Here is a 20,653-nt window from a genome sequence, read left to right as displayed (position 1 = left end):
AGGCGCGTTTCGAACTCTATGTCGAGACCCAGCTTGCACCCGAGCTCAAACCGGGCGACGTCGTCATCCTCGACAACGTCGCCTTCCACAAGAGCGAGCGGGCGGCCGAACTGGTGCGCCAACGCGGTGCTTGGCTGCTGCCGCTGCCGGCCTACTCGCCCGATCTCAATCCAATCGAAATGGCCTTCTCGAAACTCAAGGCGCTGCTCAGAAAGAAGGCCGCGCGATCTTTCGACGCTTTATGCTGCGCTCTCAAGGACATATGCGACCTGTTCGATCCGATACAGTGCAGAAACTTCTTCAAAGCTGCCGGATATGAGGCCAATTAAACGCGACATGCTTTAAATCTTGAAAATCGTCTGGTCGGTCCTCGCGCTTTCGGATCGCGACGGGATATTCACGCATATTGAGGCTGACAGCCCCACGGCCGCGATCGCAATCGACGAGCGGATCGTCGCCGCTATCGGCCGCCTTCAAGACTTTCCCGAGAGTGGCAGGCTCGGCAGGGTTGCACAAACCCGAGAGCTTGTCATCGTCGGGACGCCGTATGTCGCAGCCTATCAGCTGACCGAAAATAGCGTTCGAATTCTGCGCGTGCTTCACGGAGCACAGCGTTGGCCGGACGACCTGCCAGACAGCTGATGCGGCCGTATGACCGAATAGCGGAAACGCGGCTGCCTACTGCGTCTTCTCGTCCAGCAAGCCAGAGACGAAATCGAACAGGCCCGGCCGCCTGTCGCGGCGCAGGCGCTCGGCGGCGACGATGGCTCGAACCTCGGCGAAGGCGCGGTCGAGGTCGTCATTGACGATGACGAAATCGTATTCCTTCCAATGTTCGATCTCGAGGCGAGCATTCTTCAGCCTGGTCTCGATGACGGATTCCTGGTCCTCGGCGCGACGCTTCAGGCGCGCCTTCAATTCCTTCATCGACGGCGGCAGGATGAAGATCGAGACGATGTCGGCGCGCATCTTCTCCTTGAGCTGCTGGGCGCCCTGCCAGTCGATATCGAACAGCATGTCGCGGCCTTCGGCCAACGCCACCTCGGCCGGCTCGCGCGGCGTCGCGTAGTAATTGCCGTGCACTTCGGCCCATTCGAGCAGCGCATCGGAATCGCGCAGCCGCTCGAACTCGCGCATGGTGCGGAAATGATAGTGGACGCCTTCGATCTCCGAGCCGCGGCGCGGCCTCGTGGTGACGGACACCGAAAGCTCGAGGCTGGGATCGCTTTCCAGAAGATTGCGCGCGATCGTCGACTTGCCGGCGCCCGACGGCGACGACAGCACCAGCATCAATCCGCGGCGGCGGATGCGCGATCCCAGATCCCTGGCGGCCGTCGGTTCCTTGGCAACCATCCCGTCACTCCAGATTCTGAACCTGTTCGCGAAACTGATCGACCACCGCCTTGAGCTCCAGTCCGATCGCGGTGACCGCGGCGGCGTTCGACTTGGAGCACAAGGTATTCGATTCGCGATTGAATTCCTGCGCCAGAAAATCGAGCTTGCGGCCGACGGCGCCGCCGCTGCCGAGGAGCACCCGCGCGGAAGCGACATGCGTCTTCAGCCGATCGATCTCCTCGCGGATATCGGCCTTGGTGGCGAGGAAGGCCGCCTCCTGATGCAGTCGGACCGCGTCGAGGTTGGCCGAGGCATCCATCAACAAACGCAGTTGCTCGGCGATGCGCTCGCGGATTGCAGCTGGCTCCCGCGACGGATCGGCCTCCGCCTTCAGCGTCAGCACCTCGATGGCGTCGATATGGCCGCCAAGCAGGGCGCCCAGCGCCGCGCCCTCGCTACGGCGCGCGTGCTCCAGCCCGGCAAGCGCTGCCTCGAGCGCCGACAGGATCGCGGCGTCAAGCGCGGCACGCTCCTCGTCGGTCTCGACGGCTTCGGGAATGTCGAGCACGCCGCGCAGCGACAACAGGCCGTCGGCGGTGGCGGGCTCGGCGCCGAACTGCTCCTGCAGGCGCTTCGCCAGCCCTGCCAGGTCCTCGAGGAAGGCCTCATTGACCACCGGCAGAGTTTGCCTGGCGGCGGCGCGTGCAACGGTCAACGTCGCCTGGAAGTTGCCGCGCGCGAAACGCTTCTGAACGGTCTGCCGGACGGCGGTCTCCAGCCGGTCGAAACCCTGCGGCAGCCTGAGCCTCACCTCGGCGCTCTTGCCGTTCACCGATTTCACTTCCCAGGCGATGGAAGTGCCCTCGCTTTCGGCGGCGCACCGCGCGAAGCCGGTCATGCTTTGCAGGTTCATTGCCGCTGTCGTTCCCCTTTCGCCGGCCAGGGCGTGCAAGGCCCGGCGCTAAGCACCCCAATAATCGCCGGACGATCGGCCGGCGCTCCCTCAAAACATGAATACGGCTTCGCGTCAAAGGACGCGTGCGGCAGGCTTGAAAGCGCATCGCGCCGAAACGGATTCAGGCGACGCGCTTTTGTTTTGATGCCTGTCGTCTTCCCAAAACCGCCACGGAACCTGGGCGACATGGATCGAGCCTACTGCGCGGCGTCGCCGTTCTCGTCGCCGTCGCCGCCGGAGCCCGCGCCGGCATCGCCATCGCCGGCATTGTCGTCATGCGCCGCCGGCGCCGTCGTCTGGCCGGAAGCCTTGGCGGCCGCATCCGACTGCTTTTTCTGCAGCGTCCGATAGCGGGCGACGTTTTGATTGTGCTCTTCCAGCGTCGCGGCAAAGACATGGCCGCCATTGCCGTCGGCGACGAAATAGAGATCGTCGGTCTTCGACGGATTGGCCACGGCCTCGAGCGCGGCACGGCCCGGATTGGCGATTGGCGTCGGCGGTAGGCCCTTGATCATGTAGGTGTTGTAAGGTGTCTGCTTGTCGAGGTCCGACTGGTAGATCGGCCGGTCGGCAGGCTTTCCCTTGCCGCCGAAGAGACCGTAGATGATGGTCGGATCGGACTGCAACCGCATGCCCTTGGCCAGCCGGTTGAGGAAGACGGCGGCGACACGCGAGCGCTCGTCGCTGCGGCCGGTTTCCTTCTCGACGATCGAGGCGAGCGTGACGAAATCATCGATATTGGCGATCGGCAGGTCGGGCGCGCGATGCGACCAGACGTCGTCGACCAGCTTCTTCTGGTCGGCGACCAGCTTTTCGACCATCTGCTGCCTGGTGGCGCCGCGGGTGAAGCGCAGCGTGTCGGTGGCGATGCTGCCCTCCGGCGGCAGGGTCGCCGGCATGTCGCCGGTCAGCGCCTCCTGATCGGCCACGCGCTGCAGCGCCTGCTCGACCGTCAGCCCTTCGGGGATGGTGAGCGAGTACATTACCGACTTGCCGCTCTTGAACAGTTCCATGATGTCGCGCATCGAGGCGCGTGGCTTGACGGCGTATTCGCCGGCCTTCAGCGCCGTTTCATTGCCGGTGGCGCGCACGCCGAGCCGGAAGATGCGGGCATCGCTGATCAGGTTGCGACGTTCCAGCTGATCGGCGATTTCCTGCACGCCGGTGTTCGGCTTGATCAAGAAGGTGTCGCCATTGGCGGAAGGTCCGGGCTCGACGAAAGCCTGCATGCCGAAATAAAGCGCGGCGCCCGAGGCGAGCACGACCAGGATCGCCACGGAAAGGAAGAAATTCAGGAACACGACGACCTGGCTGCGCGAGGCGCGCGAACGCTTCGACGGCGGCGGCGTGCCGGCTTCCGGGCGCAACGCCTCGGCCGCCGTCTTGGGCACGATCGGGCCATTTGTGCCTTGCCGTCCGATATCCCCGCCGCCGCCCGGATTTGTGCTCCCCGGATTTGTCCTCATGGCGCCCTACCGTCTGATCTTGCAACGAATCCCCTGGCCACAAGCTAGGGGAGAATTTGGCAAAAATGACGGCAGGTGGCGGGACTGCCGGCTGGTTGTCTGTTTCCGGGCAATCCCGGGCGCAAAGGCGCTTGCCTGGATTGCTCCGGCTGGCCCGTCAGCCATTGTAACGCTGGAACACGAGCGAGGCGTTGGTGCCGCCGAAGCCGAAGGAATTCGACAGCGCGATATCGATCTGGCGCTGGCGCGGCTTGTTCGGCACGAGATCGATCGCCGTCTCGCGTTCCGGATTGTCGAGATTGATGGTGGCGGGCGCGACGTTGTCGCGGATGGCAAGGATCGAGAAGATCGCCTCCGCGGCGCCCGCGGCGCCCAGCAGATGGCCGACCGACGACTTCGTCGACGACATCGAAATCTTGGAGGCGGCATTGCCGACCAGCCGCTCGACCGCGCCGAGCTCGATCGTGTCGGCCATGGTCGACGTGCCGTGGGCATTGATGTAGTCGATGTCGGCCGGCGAAAGCTTCGCCCGGTTCAACGCCGCGGTCATGCAGCGGAAGGCGCCATCGCCATCCTCGGCAGGAGCGGTGATGTGATAGGCGTCGCCGGTCAGCCCGTAGCCGGTGACCTCGGCGTAGATCTTGGCGCCGCGCGCCCTGGCATGCTCGAGCTCTTCCAGGACCACGACGCCGGCGCCTTCGCCCATGACGAAGCCGTCGCGGTCGCGGTCATAGGGCCGTGACGCTGTTTGGGGACTGTCGTTGCGCTCGGTGGAGAGCGCGCGGCAGGCGGCAAAGCCCGCAATCGACAACCGGGTGATCGGCGCCTCGGCGCCGCCCGCCACCATGACATCGGCATCGCCCCACATGATCAGCCGTGCCGCGTCGCCGATGGCGTGCGCGCCGGTCGAGCAGGCGGTGACGACCGCATGGTTCGGGCCTTTCAGGCCGTGGCGGATGGAGACCTGGCCCGAGACCAGGTTGATGATCTGCCCGGGGATGAAGAAGGGGCTGATGCGGCGCGGACCGCGTTCCTTGAGGATCATCGCATTTTCGGCGATGCCGTCGATGCCGCCGATGCCGGAGCCGATCAGCACGCCGGTGGCGCACTGGTCCGCATGCGTCTCTGGCTTCCAGCCGGAATCGGCCAGCGCCTCGTCGGCGGCGGCGATGCCGTAGAGGATGAAATCGCCGATCTTGCGCAGTTCCTTCGGCTCGAGCACGGCCTCCGGATTGAAAGTGCCGTTGGAGCCGTCGCCGCGCGGGATGATGTGGGCGATCTTGCAGGCAAGATCGTCCACCTCGAATTCGGTGACGCGGCGGGCGGCGCTGCGGCCGGAGAGCAGTTCGCGCCAGCTGTGCTCGACGCCCATGCCGAAAGGCGAAAGCAGGCCAAGGCCCGTGACGACGACACGCCTCATCGCAGGTCCTCCCCGATAATGCCTGCGAAATAACTCAGGCCGAGGCCTTGTCGATATACTTCACGGCGTCGCCGACGGTCAGGATGGTCTCGGCCGCATCATCCGGAATCTCGACGCCAAACTCTTCTTCGAACGCCATGACGAGTTCAACCGTGTCGAGGCTGTCCGCGCCCAGATCGTCGATGAAGCTCGCCTGCTCCGTCACCTTGTCGGCATCGACGCCCAGATGCTCGATGACGATCTTCTTGACGCGCTCTGCGGTGTCACTCATTTGGGGCAATCCTCGTCTTAGGTTGTCTATCTTCGTTAGCGGGCGGAATGCCGCTAATCAAGCTGAAAGATGGTCTTGCGGGTAACGCAACGCCACAGGACCGGTTTTTGCCCGAACCGCCGGGTTGCGGGCCGCATTACACGAAAAATGACGGGCGTCCAAGCCGAAATGGCGGTTTTCACAGGTGCTCGGCCCGTCGCCCAATCAGATCATCGCCATGCCGCCATTGACGTGAATGGTCTGGCCGGTGACGTATGCCGCCTCGTTGGAGGCGAGGTAGGCGACGGCGGAAGCCACCTCTGCGCTGGTGCCCATGCGCCGGGTCGGGATGGCGGCCATGATCGTCTCTTTCTGCTTGTCGTTGAGCTTGTCGGTCATGGCCGATTCGATGAAGCCCGGGGCGACGCAGTTGACGGTGATGTTGCGGGTGGCGATCTCCTGCGCCAGCGACTTGGAGAAGCCGATCATGCCGGCCTTGGAGGCGCAGTAATTGGTCTGGCCGGGATTGCCGGTGACACCGACCACGGATGTGATGTTGATGATGCGGCCATGGCGGCGACGCATCATCGGATGGGTCAGCTCGCGGGTGAGCCGGAACACGGCGGTGAGGTTGACCTCGATCACCGAATCCCAGTCGGCGTCCGACATGCGCACGAACAGGCCGTCCTTGGTGATGCCGGCATTGTTGACCAGGATGTCGACGCCCTCGAGGTCGGCTTCCGCCTTCTGGCCGAGCGCCTTGACCTCGTCACGGTTCGTCAGGTCCGCCGGAAACAGTTTTACGCGGTCGCCGAGTTCGCCCGCCAGCGCCTCAAGCTTCTCGACGCGGGTGCCGTGCAGGCCGACGATCGCGCCCTGGCCGTGCAGCACCCTGGCGATCGCCTCGCCGATGCCTCCCGATGCGCCGGTGACGAGCGCCTTGCGGCCGGTCAATTCGAACATTTTTATCTCCCGATTTCAGAGAGCACCCTTCGCACGGATGCGGTCAAATCGCCAGCGTGTCAGCCCAAAGCAGCCAGCGCCGCCTCGACATCCGCGGCCGTGCCGACGGCGCCGGTGGCGATATCGCGGTTGATGCGCCGCGCCAGGCCCGACAGCACCTTGCCGGCGCCAACCTCGTAAAGCGTCGTGACGCCATTGGCGCCGAACCATTCCACCGTCTCGCGCCAGCGCACGCGGCCGGTCACCTGAGCGACCAGGCGGCGGGCGATCTCGTCCGGATCGCTGGTCGGGGTCACGGTGACGTTGGAGACGACCGGGGCGAGCGGCGCCTGCTTCGCCACGCCTGCCAGCGCCTCGCGCATGATGTCGGCGGCCGGGGCCATCAGCGCCGAGTGGAAGGGTGCGGAAACCTGCAGCATCAGCGCCCGCTTGGCGCCCTTTTCGGTGCACAGCTTGGCCGCCAGCTCGACCGCGGCCCTGGCGCCCGAAATCACCAGCTGGCCGCCGCCATTGTCGTTGGCGACCTGGCAGACCGAGCCTTTGGCGGCTTCCGCGCAAGCGGCTTCGACGTCGGCCTGTTCCAGCCCGATAATGGCGGCCATGGCGCCCTCGCCCGCCGGCACCGCCGCCTGCATGGCGTTGCCGCGGGTCCTGAGCAGCCGCGCCGCGTCGCCCACCGAAACGAAGCCGGCCGCGGCAAGCGCGGAATATTCGCCCAGCGAGTGGCCGGCCACGTAGGCGACCTTATCCTTCAGCGAGAAACCCCGCGCTTCGAGCGCCCGCATCGCGGCCAGCGACACCGCCATCAGCGCCGGCTGGGCGTTGGCGGTCAGCGTCAGCGTTTCTTCCGGTCCTTCCCAGATCAGCTTCGACAGTTTTTCGCCTAGTGCTTCGTCCACTTCCTCGAAGACGCGGCGCGCTTCGGGGAATGCGTCGGCGAGGTCCTTGCCCATGCCCACGGCCTGGCTGCCCTGGCCCGGAAAGGTGAATGCGACGGCCATTTTGAAGTCTCTCCAAGAGGCTGGTGTCCCTGCCTCTGGCGCAAGGCGGACGGCCAAGTCAAGCCCGCGGGCGGCTATTCGGCCCGCATTTCAGCCGCAAAACCGCGCCGGTTGCCTGTTCCAAAAGGCTTTTTGACGATCACACCTGATGAAAACCGCTCACGAATCGTTTGCTGGCTCTTCTTATTTCCGCCACAGGCGCTAGCTTTGCGTGACAATTCAATGACACAACCGTGACGCGAGCGGAAGGCGTGTTGCGTGGGCCGGGGGAACCAGAGTGGCAAGGATCAGAAAAGGCGCGGCCAAGCCCGTGCCGCAATTTTTGGAAGACGATCCGTCCACCGGCTATCTGCCGGGGCGAACCTGGCCGACCGTACGCTACGGCCTGGCGACACTTCTTGCCTCAGCCCTGCTTGTATTCGCGATCGAATGGATCGTGCGCGGCGATTTCTTCGGCACGGTCGATTTCTTCCTGCAGCCCTTCAAGCCCGGCTGGACCACCATCGCGGTCTTCGCGCTGGTCATGGTCGGGCTGGACGCCATACTCGGCCGCAGCCATCAGAGCCTGATGATCGTGGCGCCGCTGACCTTGGCGCTGGCCTTTGTCGGCCACCAGAAATCGCGTTATCTCGGCGATCCGCTCTATCCGACGGATTTCCTGTTTGCCCGCCAGATCATGGCGCTGATGCCGCTTCTGGTGCGCGAGCGCCCCTGGACCGCCGTCATGCTGGCTTCCGGCATCGTCGGCGGCCTGACGCTGCTCGTCTATGGCTGGCGGCTCTGGCGCCGGCGGGTGCCGATCCTCAGCCGCAAGGGTCGCCTGGCGCGGCTGGCGCTTGCGGTGCCGCTACTCGCCTTCTTCGTCTCGATCATGGACTACGCCACCTTCTCGTGGACGCGCGACCGGCTGCAGATCATCCCGATCATGTGGGACCAGAAGGAAAACTACGCCTCCAACGGCTTTGCGCTCGCTTTCGCACTCAACGTGCCGATGGCGCATGTCTCGGCGCCGCCCGGCTATTCGCAAAAGACCATGGACGCGATCATGCGCCCGGACGTCGTCGCCTCGGTCCCGGACGAGAAGCCCGACATTATCGTGGTGATGAGCGAATCCTTCTGGGATCCGACCAAGCTGCCCGGCGTCACCATCAAGCCGGACCCGATCCCGACGGTGCGCGCGCTGCGCTCCGGGTCGATGTTTTCGCCCGAATTCGGCGGCATGACCGCCAATATCGAGTTCGAGGCGCTGACCGGCTTTTCCAACGCCTTCCTGCCGGCAGGCTCGATCCCCTACCAGCAATATGTGCGCACGCCGACGCCGTCGCTGGCGACCTTCCTGAAGAGCGAAGGCTACCGGGCGCGCGCCATCCACCCGGGCACCAACTGGTTCTGGAACCGGGGCGCCGTCTATGCCGATTTCGGCTTCAACGACTTCCGTTCGGAGGAGACGCTGCCGCCGATGGAGAAGCGCGGCCCGCTCGCCTCCGACGCGGCCATGACCGACGAGATCATGCGCGAAGCCGACGCCAGCGACGATCCGGTGTTCCTGTTCGCAGTCAGCCTGCAGAACCACGGTCCCTACGAGCCCTATCGCTACTATAACCCGACGCATTCGGTCGACGCGGCGATCAGTTCGTGGGCACGGGAATCGCTGCTTTCCTATGCCGAGGGCTCGGCGGACGCAGACCACGGCCTGCAGCGGCTGATCGACTGGGCGAAGGCGCGCCAGCGCCCGACCGTCATTGCCTTCTTCGGCGACCATCTGCCGCCGCTGGGACCCGTCTATGTCGAGACCGGCTTCCTCAAGGACAATGTCGCGCCCCGTAAGGAGCCGAGCGCCGACGCCGCGCTCGAGCACCACAACACGCCTTTGATCATTTGGTCGAACCGTTCCGGCCCGGTGGAAAATCTCGGCGCCGTGAGCCCGGCCTTCCTGCCCTACCACATCCTGACCACGGCCGGCATCACGCACCCCTACTACACCGGCTTCCTCGGCGCGCTGCGCGAACACTACCGCGTGGTCGACCGCAATCTGCTGTTGTCGCCCTCGGGCGAGGCGACGGCGGACTGGGGCAGGCAAAAGCAGATCGATCCTAAGATCAACGACTTCCGCCTCATCCAGTACGACATGATGTTCGGCAAGCGTCACACCGCGCCCGACTTCTTCCCCGAGACAGTGGCCAAGCTCGTCGCGCATACGAGTTGAGCAGGTGGGCCGGATCGGCCCAGCTGATGGCCGATCATTGAAGCGAAACAGAAGTTGAAAAGCTGGCGGACCATTCCGCCACGACCGCCCTCATCCGGGCGCAACCCTCGTCAGTTCGTCAGCTGCAGCCTGGAGAACTTGTTGGCGATCTGCAGGAACACGTTCGGCAGTTTGGCGGGATCGTTGACGGCATAGTAGTCGCTCGGATCCGAAGCGCACGCGCTATAGAGCGTGCGGTTGGCGGCGGTGTCGGCCTGCAGCACCAACGTGTAGATCTGCACGCCGCCGTTCTTCAATTGCGTACAAACGCTTTTGGTCCATCCATCGACATTGCGGGCCGCCGCCGTCTGGTTGTCCGACCCGAAGCGGCCATCCGCCAGATAGCCATAGGGCGTGTAGTCGGACTTGGTCGCCTGTTCGCTGGCGCCATAGACGACATTTTCACCGTCGGTGAGCAACAGCACGATCTTGCTGACGCCGCGCGTCTTCCACGGTGCAGCATCGGTGTAGGGCGGGCTGGGCGACAGCACCCGCATGCCCCATGACAGGCCTTCGGAGACATTGGTGCCCGAACCGTTCCACTCGGTCATCGCACTTGCCGCCTTGCGCAGCTTGTCGAAATCGTCCGTGAGGGGAACGATGGGTGTAGGGCAAGCGCGGTTCGGGCCGACAGTAATGGTGGAGCCCGTCTCGGTGATGAGCTCCTTGGCGGGCGCGACATATTTGGCGACCTTTTCCTTGTTGGCATCGCCGGCGGTCCCACTGAGATCGATGCCGAGAATATTGCTGTCCTGCTTGGAGAGCTTGGTCTTGTCGCTGATGTCATCGAGATAGGAATTGTTGTAGTATCTAGGCGAATTGCCGTAGGAATTGGACGGCCTCTGGGCATCTCCCGGATCGTCCGGTGCAAAATACGGAACAAACAGCGTGTCTGGCCTGGCCGGGTCGGGCGCGACGTCGGAAATGTTGTAGGCGCCCGGCCGCGCCTCGACGCAACCTTTCCATCCGGTGCCGTTCCATCCAGCGTCGGTCCATCCGGTCTTCTTGAGCTGCTTGAAAAGCGCCATGTGATTGGGACGTTTGCCCTCAATGACGGGGAAGTTGATGCCGTTGGTGGAGGACTTGCCGTCCATGTCGATCCAGGACGGATCGAATTCGTCGCCGTTGACGTTGACCGCGGTCACGAAGGGAACCAGCGAGGCACGCACCTGGCGCGTCGGCGATTTCGTCGCTTCGAGGGTGTCGAGCAAGGAGTTCGTCGCCGTTCTCAACGCCGTCATGCGCGCTCCGGCCATCGAGCCGGTATTGTCCAGCACCAGAACGACCTCCAGTTGATTGTTCGATTCGACAGCCGAGGCATCGACGACGATGTGCTTGTTTTGGCCAAACAGGAAGGCGAAATTCAGATTGACGTCCGCCGAGGCAACCGCCTTGGTCTTGATGAAGTTAACGCCCTTCTCGACGGTCAACGTCGCCTGGGCGTTCGCAAGTTCGCCATGCCCGACGATGTTGGCCTGAAAATAGCGGTCAAAGGCGTCGGTGCGGGTAATGTCGAGATCGCCGAGATGCGAGGAGGCCAGATTTGCGGCGTCGAGCGCGTTCTGCAGGTTGCTCTTGGCTCGCATGACGGTGGAGACGTCGGCCGCGAAGGCCACGGCAGACAGGATGGCAGGCAGGCCCAAGCCCGTCAGAAGCGCCAAGTTGCCGCTCTTCGAGCGCCAGAATTTGTTGAGAAGCATCTTACCCCCGGAAAAGCTGGCCGTTTGTGGTGCGCCTGCTTGCTCGGCATTTGCGCCTTCCATGATGAAATGACCGTTGACGGCGGGGCTCAATCCCATGCAGCCTGACATTGTGGTTAAGGGCCGGTTTCCGGAAAATCGCCGCGCTCTGCTGGCGCTGCCGCTTGCTTTTCCGCCCCTGCGGCATCAAGAACGCCACTTGCCCTTGCCTTATCAGCGAATTGCTGTATGAACGCCGCCAATCTGCCGGTCCCAGCTGGGGGCTGAACGGAGGGCCGGAGGTTTTTAACCTTCGTGTGAAGCCAGAAGTGCTTCCGCCTCCCGTGTCTCCGCTCTCGACCGTCTCGTCATGCTCCTTTCTTCCCCGATTTTCCGGGTCAGAGAAGTTGCAGAGGCTTTTGCCGCCGGGAACCGGGAGAGAAACGAAGAAAGGCACTTAAACATAATGGCTCTTTACGAACATGTGTTTCTTGCCCGGCAGGACCTGTCGCAGCAGCAGGTTGACGCGCTTGTCGAACAGTACAAGGGCGTCATCACCGCGAATGGCGGCTCGGTCGGCCGGATCGAGAACTGGGGACTGAAGTCCCTCACCTACCGGGTCAAGAAGAACCGGAAGGCTTACTACACGCTGATGGACATCACCTGCCCGCCGGCCGCGCTCAACGAAATGGAGCGCCAGATGGGTCTGTCGGAAGACGTCCTTCGCTTCCTCACCATCAAGGTTGAGGCGCATGAGGAAGGCGCCTCGGCGATGATGCAGAAGCGCGAAGAGCGTTCCGAGCGCGGCGGCTTCGGCGACCGCGATCGTGGCCCGCGCTCCTTCGGCGACCGCGACCGCGGCGACCGTGGACCGCGTTCGTTCGGCGACCGCGAAGGCGGCGACCGTGGCTCGCGCCGTCCGCGCGAAGGCTTTGAAGGGGGTGCAGAATAATGGTCGACATCAATCAGATCCCGACCCGGCGCCCGTTCCATCGCCGCCGCAAGACCTGCCCGTTCTCCGGCGCCAACGCACCGAAGATCGACTACAAGGACGTGCGTCTTTTGCAGCGCTACATTTCCGAGCGCGGCAAGATCGTGCCTTCGCGCATCACCGCCGTCAGCCAGAAGAAGCAGCGCGAGCTCGCCAAGGCGATCAAGCGTGCGCGCTTCCTCGGCCTGCTGCCCTACGTGGTTCGCTGATATTTCGAGCGGGCGGCTTGCCGCCCGCTCTTTCCGACGCTTCGGGTGCGTCGAGCAGATAGCAAATCCCGAGTTGGGGCCAATTGCCTCTAACTGCCTACAGACAGGCAGGACAGCGACAAAAGCGGCGACGCCGCGCCAAGCTTCCTGACCTGTTCCAATTCATTCAGCCTCGATCGAACGGTCGGCGCACAGACGAAGGAACAAAACCATGGAAGTCATTCTCCTCGAGCGTATTTCCCGCCTCGGCCAGATGGGCGAGACCGTCAAGGTCAAGGACGGGTTCGCCCGCAATTTCCTTTTGCCGCAGGGCAAGGCGTTGCGCGCCAATGAAGCCAACAAGAAGAAGTTCGAGGGCCAGCGCGCCCAGCTCGAAGCCCGCAACCTCGAGCGCAAGTCGGAAGCCGCGCAGATCGCCGAGAAGCTCGACGGCAAGAGCTTCATCGTCGTTCGCTCGGCCGGCGAGACCGGCCAGCTCTACGGCTCGGTGTCGACCCGCGACATCGCCGACCTCTTGACCGCCGAAGGCTTCACGGTCAACCGCAACCAGGTCGAGCTCAACCAGCCGATCAAGACCATCGGCCTTTCCAATGTGGCGATCGCGCTGCATCCGGAAGTCGAGGTCACCGTGACGCTCAACGTCGCCCGCTCGGCCGACGAGGCGGAGCGCCAGGCCAAGGGCGAGACGCTCACCACCGCCGAAGCCATCTATGGCGACGACATCAACGACAACGCCCGGCCGGAGAATTTCTTCGACCCGAACGCCGAGTTCGAAGGCGGCGAAGAGAACGCCTGATCGGCACGTCTTCCGAAGCATCGCTTCGGTTCGCCAAGCCTCCAGAATTTTCTGGACTAACGCCCGGGTCTTCGACCCGGGCTTTTTTGTGCCAAACGGAACTTTCCGACACCCTATATCTTGTGCACATTACAGCGTGGCGCGTCGATTGGACGCGGGCGACGCGCTGTGGCACTTTCGTTCTGGCATTCCAGTCCGATTACCGGGTGATCCGACTGAGGGGACATTTGGTCATGAATATCCTGTTGAAACACGTTCTCGAGCGCCTGGTGCGGGCCGGCGACCTGAAGGTGACCGGACCGAAGGGCACGACGCACAAGTTCGGCGACGGCAGCGGCGAGCCGGTGCATATCCACATCAAGACCATGCATGCCGAGCGCGCCATCAGCTTCGACCCGATGCTGGCGGTGCCCGAAGCCTATATGGACGGCGAGCTGGATGTGCTCGAGGGTGGCGTTCTCGGGCTGATGCGCATCGCGTTCCAGAACATGGGCTCGAGCGGCATCGACGTGTCCTGGTCGAAGGCGATCGAGGGTCTGCGCCATGCCTTCCGCCGGCTGCAGCAGATCAATACCGCCGCCCGTTCGCGCCGCAATGTGCAGCGCCACTACGACCTGTCGGGCGAGCTCTACAAGCTCTTCCTCGACGAGGACATGCAGTATTCCTGCGCCTATTTCGAACAGCCCGACATGACGCTCGACGAAGCGCAGCTGGCCAAGAAGCGCCACATCGCGGCCAAGCTCCGGCTCAAGGCCGGCCAGACGGTGCTCGACATCGGCTCCGGCTGGGGCGGCCTCGGTCTCTATCTCGCCAAGGCCTTCGACGTCGACGTGCAGGGCGTGACGCTGTCGACCGAGCAGCATGGCGTCGCCACCGACCGCGCGCATGCGCAAGGCCTGCAGGACCGCGTGCATTTCGAGCTCAAGGATTACCGCGCCCTCAACGAGCGCTTCGACCGCATCGTCTCGGTCGGCATGTTCGAGCATGTCGGCGTCAACCATTACCGAACCTTCTTCGACAAGGCGGCGACGCTTCTGAAGCCGGACGGCGTTATGCTGCTCCACACGATCGGCCGTTCCGGCGTGCCGTGGGCGACCAGCGCCTTCGTACGCAAGTATATTTTCCCCGGCGGCTACGTCCCGGCGATGTCGGAAGTCCTGCCGGCGATCGAGAAATCCGGTCTTGTCGTCACCGACGTCGAGATCCTGCGCCTGCACTACGCCGACACGCTCAAGCATTGGGGCCAGCGCTTTGCCGTCAACCGCGACAAGGCCAAAGCGATCTATGACGAGCGCTTCTGCAGAATGTGGGAATTCTACCTCGCCGCGTCGGAAGCCGCCTTCCGCTGGCAGGACCTGGTGATCTTCCAGTTCCAGATCGCCAAGACGAACGACTCGCTGCCGGTGACGCGCGACTACATGGCCAAATGCGAGAAGGCGCTGGAACTGCGCGACATCGGCCACCAGGAGCCGGCGCCGCCAACCCGCGCCAAGCCGACCCGCCGCCGCAAGGCGGTGGAATAGACGCGCATTTGCCGCTTGCCATCGCGGCTTGACGCCATGACAAAGGTCTCGTTCGCGAGACCTTTTTCATGACCTACCTCATCTACACCGCAGCCGCCCTCGCCGAGATCGCCGGCTGCTTCTCGTTCTGGGCCTGGTGGCGGCTGGAGAAGTCGCCGCTCTGGCTTTTCCCCGGTCTCGTCTCGCTGGCGCTGTTCGCCTTCCTGCTGTCGCTGGTCGACACCAATGCGGCAGGCCGCGCCTACGCCGCCTATGGCGGCATCTACATTGCCGCCTCGCTCGGCTGGCTATGGCTGGTCGAGAGCCTGCGCCCCGACCGCTGGGACCTGGCGGGGGCGGCGCTCTGCGTCGTCGGCGCCTCCGTCATCCTGCTCGGGCCCAGAGCATGATGCCGAAACGTGTGAAGCGGCTTTCGGACGACAACATGCTCTATCTCTTTCACTTAGAATTGGATGATCTCAGGTCGATTCGACCTGAAATCATTTAAGGAGCCTTGGCCAATGGAACTCCCCGCACAATTGCGGCAAGGCGTCGACAGCATGCTGGAGAAGGTGCCGATGCCGGCGCTGAAGCAGGCGGCACGCACGCTTTCGGAGCGCTACCGCGCCGAGTTGCGCGACGGCCGCCTGCACATGGGCGAGGACATGGCGGTCAAGGCCTATCTGGCGACGCGGTTGCCCGCCACCTATGCCGCCGTGCGCGCCAGCCTCGAGGCGCTGACCGGGGCCCGCCCCGATTTCCGGCCGGCGAGCCTGCTCGACATCGGCGCCGGACCTGGCACCATGCTTTGGGCCACGACAGACGCCTGGCCCGCGCTCGAACGGGCGGTTCTGGTCGAGGCAAGCGCGGCTGTGCGCAAGGCCGGGCAGTCGCTTGCCGAGGGCGCAATCGCGACCCGCACCGACTGGATCGCCGGCGACGCTACGATCGATCTCGACGGCATCGAGCCCGCCGACCTGGTCAGCGCCGCCTATGTGCTGGACGAGATCGCTCCCGCATCGCTGCCGAAGCTCATCGACCGCCTCTGGCGGCTCGCGGCCGACACGCTTCTCATCGTCGAGCCCGGCACGCCTGCCGGCTGGCAGCGCATCCTCGCCGCCCGGCAGCAACTGATCGCGGCCGGCGCGCATGTGCTTGCGCCTTGTCCGCACGGTTCGCCCTGCCCGCTCGCGCCGCCCGACTGGTGCCATTTCGCGCGCCGTGTCGCCCGTTCGCGCCTGCATCGCCTGGTCAAGGAAGCCGACGTGCCGTGGGAGGACGAGAAGTTCATCCACCTCGCCGCTTCGCGCCAGCCGGCCCCGGCGCGCCCGGCGCGGGTGATCGCGCCGCCAAAGGGCGGCTCCGGCAAGGTGGTGCTGAAACTGTGCCGGCCGGACGGCAGCGCCGGCGAGCAGCTGTTCAGCAAGCGCGACGGCGATGCCTTCAAGGTAGCGCGGCGGACGGACTGGGGCGATTCGCTGGCCTAGGCCGCCGCCCATGACGACGACGTCAGCATCGAAAAGGATCGCGGCGTCGATGCGTCGACAGCTGGCTTTGAAGATTGGCCGACGCGCCCGTGTCGTCGCCAACCTTCGAGATTGGCCGAAACGCCCGTCAAGTCGTCATCCACGGCGGAGCAAGGAGCGAAGCGACGCGGCGTAGACCCGAGGATCCATGCCGTTACCTATGAGCTTCGCAGGGGCGCAGAACGACCTCTGTTCTGCACCGCCTTTACTCGTCGCGGGATGTCACGGCATGGATCCTCGGGTCTGCGCGTCCGCTTCGCTCCCGCTCCGCCCGTGGATGACGAAGGTCGGACGGCGAGACCTCCCAACAGCACCCGCTCAACCAAATTGTTCTTGCTTCGTTCTGTATTTGCAACTAAGAATCGCAACTTGCCGAGTCAACCGGAATCGAGCCACCGGAATTCTGTCCTGTGGACGATGCACGGCTCCTGTGAACAACGGGAATCCAGCCCTCATCGACGCGCAGTGTTGCAGAAAGGTCAGCACCGAATCTTCCCGCTCTGATATCGAGGAAGGCGGGATCGAAATCGGGGACATCATGGCAGAGGCGGCACGAAAATTCGGCGTGGCGGAAACACCGCTTTATCGCGAGGCACCGAACAACATCGAGGCCGAGCAGGCGTTGCTCGGCGCCATCCTTGTCAACAACGACGCCTTCTACCGCGTCTCGGATTTTTTGAAGCCGGCGCATTTCTACGAGCCGCTGCACCGCAGGATCTTCGAGGTCGCGGCCGAGCTGATCCGCATGGGCAAGATCGCGACGCCGATCACGCTGAAGACCTTCCTGCCGGCAGACGAGAAGGTCGGCGACATGACTGTGGCGCAATATGTCGTGCGGCTTGCGGTCGAGGCCGTCACCATCGTCAACGCCACCGACTATGGGCGCGCAATCTACGACCTTGCCACGCGCCGCGCGCTGATCACCGTCGGCGAGGACATGGTCAACATCGCCTATGACGCGCCCGTCGACATGGCGCCTTCCGAGCAGATCGAGGACGCCGAGCGGCGGCTGTTCGAGCTGGCCGAAACCGGCCGCTACGATGGCGGTTTCGAAAGCTTCAACGACGCGGTCAAGACCGCCGTCGACATGGCCAACGCCGCCTTCATGCGCGACGGCCACCTGTCGGGCATCGCCACCGGTCTGCGCGACCTCGATCGCCGCATGGGCGGCCTGCAGCCATCCGACCTGATCGTGCTTGCCGGCCGCCCCGGCATGGGCAAAACCTCCTTGGCCACCAACATCGCCTTCAACATCGCCGAGGCGTATCAACCGGCGCAGCAGGCCGACGGCAGCTTCAAGGCGGCCAATGGCGGCGTCGTCGGCTTCTTCTCGCTCGAAATGTCGTCGGAGCAGCTCGCCACCCGCATCATCTCCGAGCAGACCGAAATTTCGTCATCCAAGATCCGCCGCGGCGAGATCACCGAGATGGATTTCGAGAAGCTGGTCGCCTGCTCGCAAACGATGCAGAAGATCCCGCTGTTCATTGACCAGACCGGCGGCATCTCGATCGCGCAGCTCTCGGCCCGCGCGCGGCGGCTGAAGCGCCAGCGCGGCCTCGACCTCATCGTCATCGACTATATCCAGCTGATGCAGGGATCGAGCGCGCGCGCCTCGCAGAACCGCGTGCAGGAAATCACCGAGATCACCACGGGCCTGAAGGCTTTGGCCAAGGAGCTCGCGGTCCCGATCATCGCGCTGTCGCAGCTGTCGCGTCAGGTCGAAAGCCGCGACGACAAGCGCCCCCAGCTCTCCGACTTGCGCGAATCCGGCTCCATCGAGCAGGACGCCGACGTGGTGCTGTTCGTCTATCGCGAGGAATACTACCTCAAGAACCGCGAGCCGAAGCTCGGCACCGACGAATACATCAAGTGGGAAAACGAGATGAACGAGGCGCGCGGCAAGGCCGAGGTGATCGTCGCCAAGCAGCGCCACGGACCGACCGGCTCGGTCAGCCTCGCCTTCCACGGCGAGTTCACCCGGTTCTCGGACCTGGCGGAAGAGCATCATCTGCCGGAGAGGTTCGAGTAGGCGCTTGGTAGCGACTGCTACAAGAATGACGGGCGTCGGCGCTCTAGGGCGCGCGTCGCTCAGGGAGAAGGTAGCAGAGTGGCCAAATCGCGCGTTCAGTTCATCTGCCAGAATTGCGGCTCGGTGCATCAGCGCTGGGCAGGCAAATGCGATGCCTGCGGCGAGTGGAACACGCTCGTCGAGGAAGGCACGTCCGGCGGCATCGGCTCGGGGCCGGCGAACACGCGTAACGCCCGCAAGGGCCGCGCCGTCGTGCTCACCAGCCTGTCGGGCGACATCGAGGATGCGCCGCGCATCGTGTCGGGCATCGGCGAGCTCGACCGCGCCACCGGCGGCGGCTTCGTGCGCGGCTCGGCGCTGCTGGTCGGCGGCGATCCCGGCATCGGCAAGTCGACGCTGCTGACGCAGGCAGCCGCCGCGCTCGCCTCGAAGGGCCATCGCATCGTCTATGTCTCGGGCGAGGAAGCGGTGGCGCAGATAAGGCTCAGGGCGCAACGCCTCGGCGTCGCGAACACACCGGTGGAGCTTGCCGCCGAGACCAACGTCGAGGACATCCTGGCGACCATCGCCGACGGCAAGCGGCCGGACCTCGTCATCCTCGATTCCATCCAAACGCTGTGGACCGACCTTGCCGATTCGGCGCCAGGCACCGTCACCCAGGTGCGTGCCGCCGCCCAGGCGATGATCCGCTACGCCAAATCCACGGGTGCCGCGATCGTGCTGGTCGGCCACGTCACCAAGGAAGGCCAGATCGCCGGACCGCGCGTCGTCGAGCACATGGTCGACGGCGTGCTCTATTTCGAAGGCGAAGGCAACCACCACTTCCGCATCCTGCGCACGGTGAAAAACCGTTTCGGGCCGACCGACGAGATCGGCGTGTTCGAAATGTCGGACAAGGGCCTGCGCGAAGTCTCCAATCCTTCCGAGCTGTTCCTCGGCGAACGCCACGCGAAATCGCCGGGCGCCGCGGTTTTCGCCGGCATGGAAGGCACCAGGCCGGTGCTGGTCGAGATCCAGGCGCTGGTCGCGCAATCCTCGCTCGGCACGCCGCGCCGCGCCGTCGTCGGCTGGGACGGCGCGCGGCTGTCGATGGTGCTTGCCGTGCTCGAGGCGCATTGCGGCGTCCGCTTCGGCCAGCACGACGTCTATCTCAATGTCGCCGGCGGCTACCGGATCTCGGAGCCGGCGGCCGATCTCGCGGTCGCCGCCGCATTGGTTTCGTCGCTCACCGGTCTTGCCCTTCCCGCCGATTGCGTCTATTTCGGCGAAATCAGCCTATCGGGCGCGGTGAGGCCGGTTGCGCATGCGCAACAGCGCCTCAAAGAAGCCGAAAAGCTGGGTTTTGGAAGCGCGGTGCTGCCGCTTGGCAGCGAGGAAGTTGCCGGGGGGATCGGGGCCGGCGCGTTCCAGCCCACCGAGCTTGCCGACCTTGTGGCGCGCATAGCCGGCTCACGGCGCGGCCGCGCCGATGAGGGGGAGTGATACGGCTCGTCGGGCCGTGAACAAGAGATCGGAGTGGGGCCAAAGACATGCCGATTACGCTGCTTGACGGAATCCTCGTCGGCTTCACCCTGGTCTCGGCGATGCTGGCCATGGTGCGCGGCTTCTCGCGCGAGGTGCTGTCGGTGATTTCCTGGGCGGCGGCGGCGGCGGCGGCGTTCTTCTTCTACAAGCCCGTCCTGCCCTATGTTCAGCCCTATATCGACAACGACAAGATCGCGATGGCGGCTTCCGCGGGCATCGTCTTCGTCATCGCGCTGATCGTCGTCTCGGTCATCACCATGAAGCTCGCCGACTGGATCATCGATTCGCGCATCGGCGCGCTCGACCGCACGCTGGGCTTCCTATACGGCGCGGCGCGCGGCATCCTGGTGGTTGCGGTGGCGCTGCTGTTCTTCAACTGGCTGGCCGGCGCCAAGGCGCCTGCCTGGATCGCCAACGCCAAGTCGCGGCCACTGCTCGAGGCGATCGGCGCAAAGCTCGAAAGCGTGCTGCCGGAAAACACCGAGGAACTGGTCAACAAATACACGCATAAGGGCACGCCGCAGGCCGGCGCGCCGGCGACGACCGACCAGCCCGCTGCCGAGCCGCCGGCTACCGGCGACGACAACGCCACCGCGCCCGACGACAGCGAGGGCGAGGCCCCGGCCGACAACGAGCCGGCGCCAGCCCCGGCTCCCGCTCCGGCCCCGGCTCCCGCTCCGGCGCCGGCTAACTGAAATCGGGCCGGCCGCAGCGCTGGCCCGGGGCATTTTGTGAATGGTTTAGGACTTGCGTTGCGTTCTG

General features: G+C 64.6%; 20 protein-coding genes. 12 read left to right on the top strand and 8 right to left on the bottom strand.

Features of this window, described 5'->3' with window-relative positions; genetic code table 11:
- Both F3H96_RS26575 and F3H96_RS26570 read left to right on the top strand, forming a co-directional pair.
- Positions 1-329, top strand: a 329-nt coding sequence (locus F3H96_RS26575; protein ID WP_149802847.1) for a transposase, incomplete at its 5' end; no start/stop codon positions are given.
- A gap of 19 nt (positions 330-348) precedes the next feature.
- Complete coding sequence (locus F3H96_RS26570; protein ID WP_149804635.1) at positions 349-642, top strand: type II toxin-antitoxin system RelE/ParE family toxin; 294 nt, start codon at positions 349-351, stop codon at positions 640-642.
- Positions 643-678: 36 nt separating this feature from the next.
- On the opposite strand, the gene gmk is transcribed toward F3H96_RS26570, so the two are convergent.
- From gmk to fabD, 7 genes are all read right to left on the bottom strand, one after another.
- Positions 679-1,353: a guanylate kinase gene (gene gmk / locus F3H96_RS26565; protein ID WP_149804634.1), complete on the bottom strand. Its 675-nt coding sequence runs from the start codon at positions 1,351-1,353 to the stop codon at positions 679-681.
- 4 nt (positions 1,354-1,357) lie between these two features.
- Positions 1,358-2,248, bottom strand: coding sequence for a YicC/YloC family endoribonuclease (locus F3H96_RS26560; protein WP_149804633.1), 891 nt, complete (start codon positions 2,246-2,248; stop codon positions 1,358-1,360).
- Between the two features lie 239 nt (positions 2,249-2,487).
- On the bottom strand, positions 2,488-3,756 hold the full coding sequence (gene mltG / locus F3H96_RS26555) for an endolytic transglycosylase MltG (protein WP_149804632.1): 1,269 nt from the start codon (positions 3,754-3,756) through the stop codon (positions 2,488-2,490).
- A gap of 157 nt (positions 3,757-3,913) precedes the next feature.
- Complete coding sequence (fabF, locus tag F3H96_RS26550; protein ID WP_149804631.1) at positions 3,914-5,176, bottom strand: beta-ketoacyl-ACP synthase II; 1,263 nt, start codon at positions 5,174-5,176, stop codon at positions 3,914-3,916.
- A 34-nt stretch (positions 5,177-5,210) separates the two neighbouring features.
- Positions 5,211-5,447 (bottom strand): acyl carrier protein, encoded by a 237-nt coding sequence (locus F3H96_RS26545; protein WP_006203723.1) that lies wholly within the window; start codon positions 5,445-5,447, stop codon positions 5,211-5,213.
- Positions 5,448-5,651: 204 nt separating this feature from the next.
- Complete coding sequence (gene fabG / locus F3H96_RS26540) at positions 5,652-6,389, bottom strand: 3-oxoacyl-[acyl-carrier-protein] reductase (protein WP_149804630.1); 738 nt, start codon at positions 6,387-6,389, stop codon at positions 5,652-5,654.
- Between the two features lie 59 nt (positions 6,390-6,448).
- On the bottom strand, positions 6,449-7,390 hold the full coding sequence (fabD, locus tag F3H96_RS26535; protein WP_149804629.1) for an ACP S-malonyltransferase: 942 nt from the start codon (positions 7,388-7,390) through the stop codon (positions 6,449-6,451).
- A 277-nt stretch (positions 7,391-7,667) separates the two neighbouring features.
- On the opposite strand from fabD, the gene F3H96_RS26530 reads away from it, so the two are divergent.
- A complete protein-coding gene (locus F3H96_RS26530; RefSeq protein ID WP_149804628.1) occupies positions 7,668-9,596 on the top strand; it encodes an LTA synthase family protein in 1,929 nt (642 codons plus the stop codon).
- Positions 9,597-9,706: 110 nt separating this feature from the next.
- On the opposite strand, the gene F3H96_RS26525 is transcribed toward F3H96_RS26530, so the two are convergent.
- Positions 9,707-11,335 carry a pilus assembly protein gene (locus tag F3H96_RS26525; RefSeq protein WP_149804627.1) on the bottom strand — a complete coding sequence of 543 codons (1,629 nt, stop codon included), beginning with the start codon at positions 11,333-11,335 and terminating at the stop codon, positions 9,707-9,709.
- A 445-nt stretch (positions 11,336-11,780) separates the two neighbouring features.
- Between F3H96_RS26525 and rpsF the strand changes: the two genes are divergently transcribed.
- From rpsF to F3H96_RS26480, 9 genes are all read left to right on the top strand, one after another.
- Positions 11,781-12,266: a 30S ribosomal protein S6 gene (rpsF, locus tag F3H96_RS26520; RefSeq protein WP_149804626.1), complete on the top strand. Its 486-nt coding sequence runs from the start codon at positions 11,781-11,783 to the stop codon at positions 12,264-12,266.
- Positions 12,266-12,514 carry a 30S ribosomal protein S18 gene (rpsR, locus tag F3H96_RS26515; protein WP_006203718.1) on the top strand — a complete coding sequence of 83 codons (249 nt, stop codon included), beginning with the start codon at positions 12,266-12,268 and terminating at the stop codon, positions 12,512-12,514. The genes rpsF and rpsR overlap by 1 nt, the downstream gene beginning before the upstream one ends.
- A gap of 211 nt (positions 12,515-12,725) precedes the next feature.
- Positions 12,726-13,310, top strand: a complete 585-nt coding sequence (gene rplI, locus F3H96_RS26510) for a 50S ribosomal protein L9 (protein WP_149804625.1) — start codon at positions 12,726-12,728, stop codon at positions 13,308-13,310.
- A 233-nt stretch (positions 13,311-13,543) separates the two neighbouring features.
- Positions 13,544-14,833, top strand: a complete 1,290-nt coding sequence (locus F3H96_RS26505; RefSeq protein WP_149804624.1) for a cyclopropane-fatty-acyl-phospholipid synthase family protein — start codon at positions 13,544-13,546, stop codon at positions 14,831-14,833.
- A 68-nt stretch (positions 14,834-14,901) separates the two neighbouring features.
- On the top strand, positions 14,902-15,222 hold the full coding sequence (locus tag F3H96_RS26500) for a YnfA family protein (RefSeq protein ID WP_149804623.1): 321 nt from the start codon (positions 14,902-14,904) through the stop codon (positions 15,220-15,222).
- A gap of 111 nt (positions 15,223-15,333) precedes the next feature.
- Entirely contained in the window at positions 15,334-16,299 is a 966-nt protein-coding gene (locus F3H96_RS26495; protein WP_149804622.1) for a small ribosomal subunit Rsm22 family protein, read from the top strand.
- Positions 16,300-16,876: 577 nt separating this feature from the next.
- Positions 16,877-18,367, top strand: a complete 1,491-nt coding sequence (locus F3H96_RS26490) for a replicative DNA helicase (RefSeq protein ID WP_149804621.1) — start codon at positions 16,877-16,879, stop codon at positions 18,365-18,367.
- A gap of 78 nt (positions 18,368-18,445) precedes the next feature.
- Positions 18,446-19,849, top strand: coding sequence for a DNA repair protein RadA (gene radA, locus F3H96_RS26485; protein WP_149804620.1), 1,404 nt, complete (start codon positions 18,446-18,448; stop codon positions 19,847-19,849).
- Between the two features lie 47 nt (positions 19,850-19,896).
- Positions 19,897-20,586: a CvpA family protein gene (locus F3H96_RS26480; protein ID WP_149804619.1), complete on the top strand. Its 690-nt coding sequence runs from the start codon at positions 19,897-19,899 to the stop codon at positions 20,584-20,586.
- Positions 20,587-20,653 lie beyond the last annotated feature (67 nt).

It is taken from the genome of Mesorhizobium sp. NFR06, assembly GCF_900115245.1.
Lineage (GTDB): Bacteria > Pseudomonadota > Alphaproteobacteria > Rhizobiales > Rhizobiaceae > Mesorhizobium.
The sequence above is the reverse complement of the archived record's forward strand: the minus strand, read 5'-3'. Positions and strand labels throughout refer to the sequence as shown.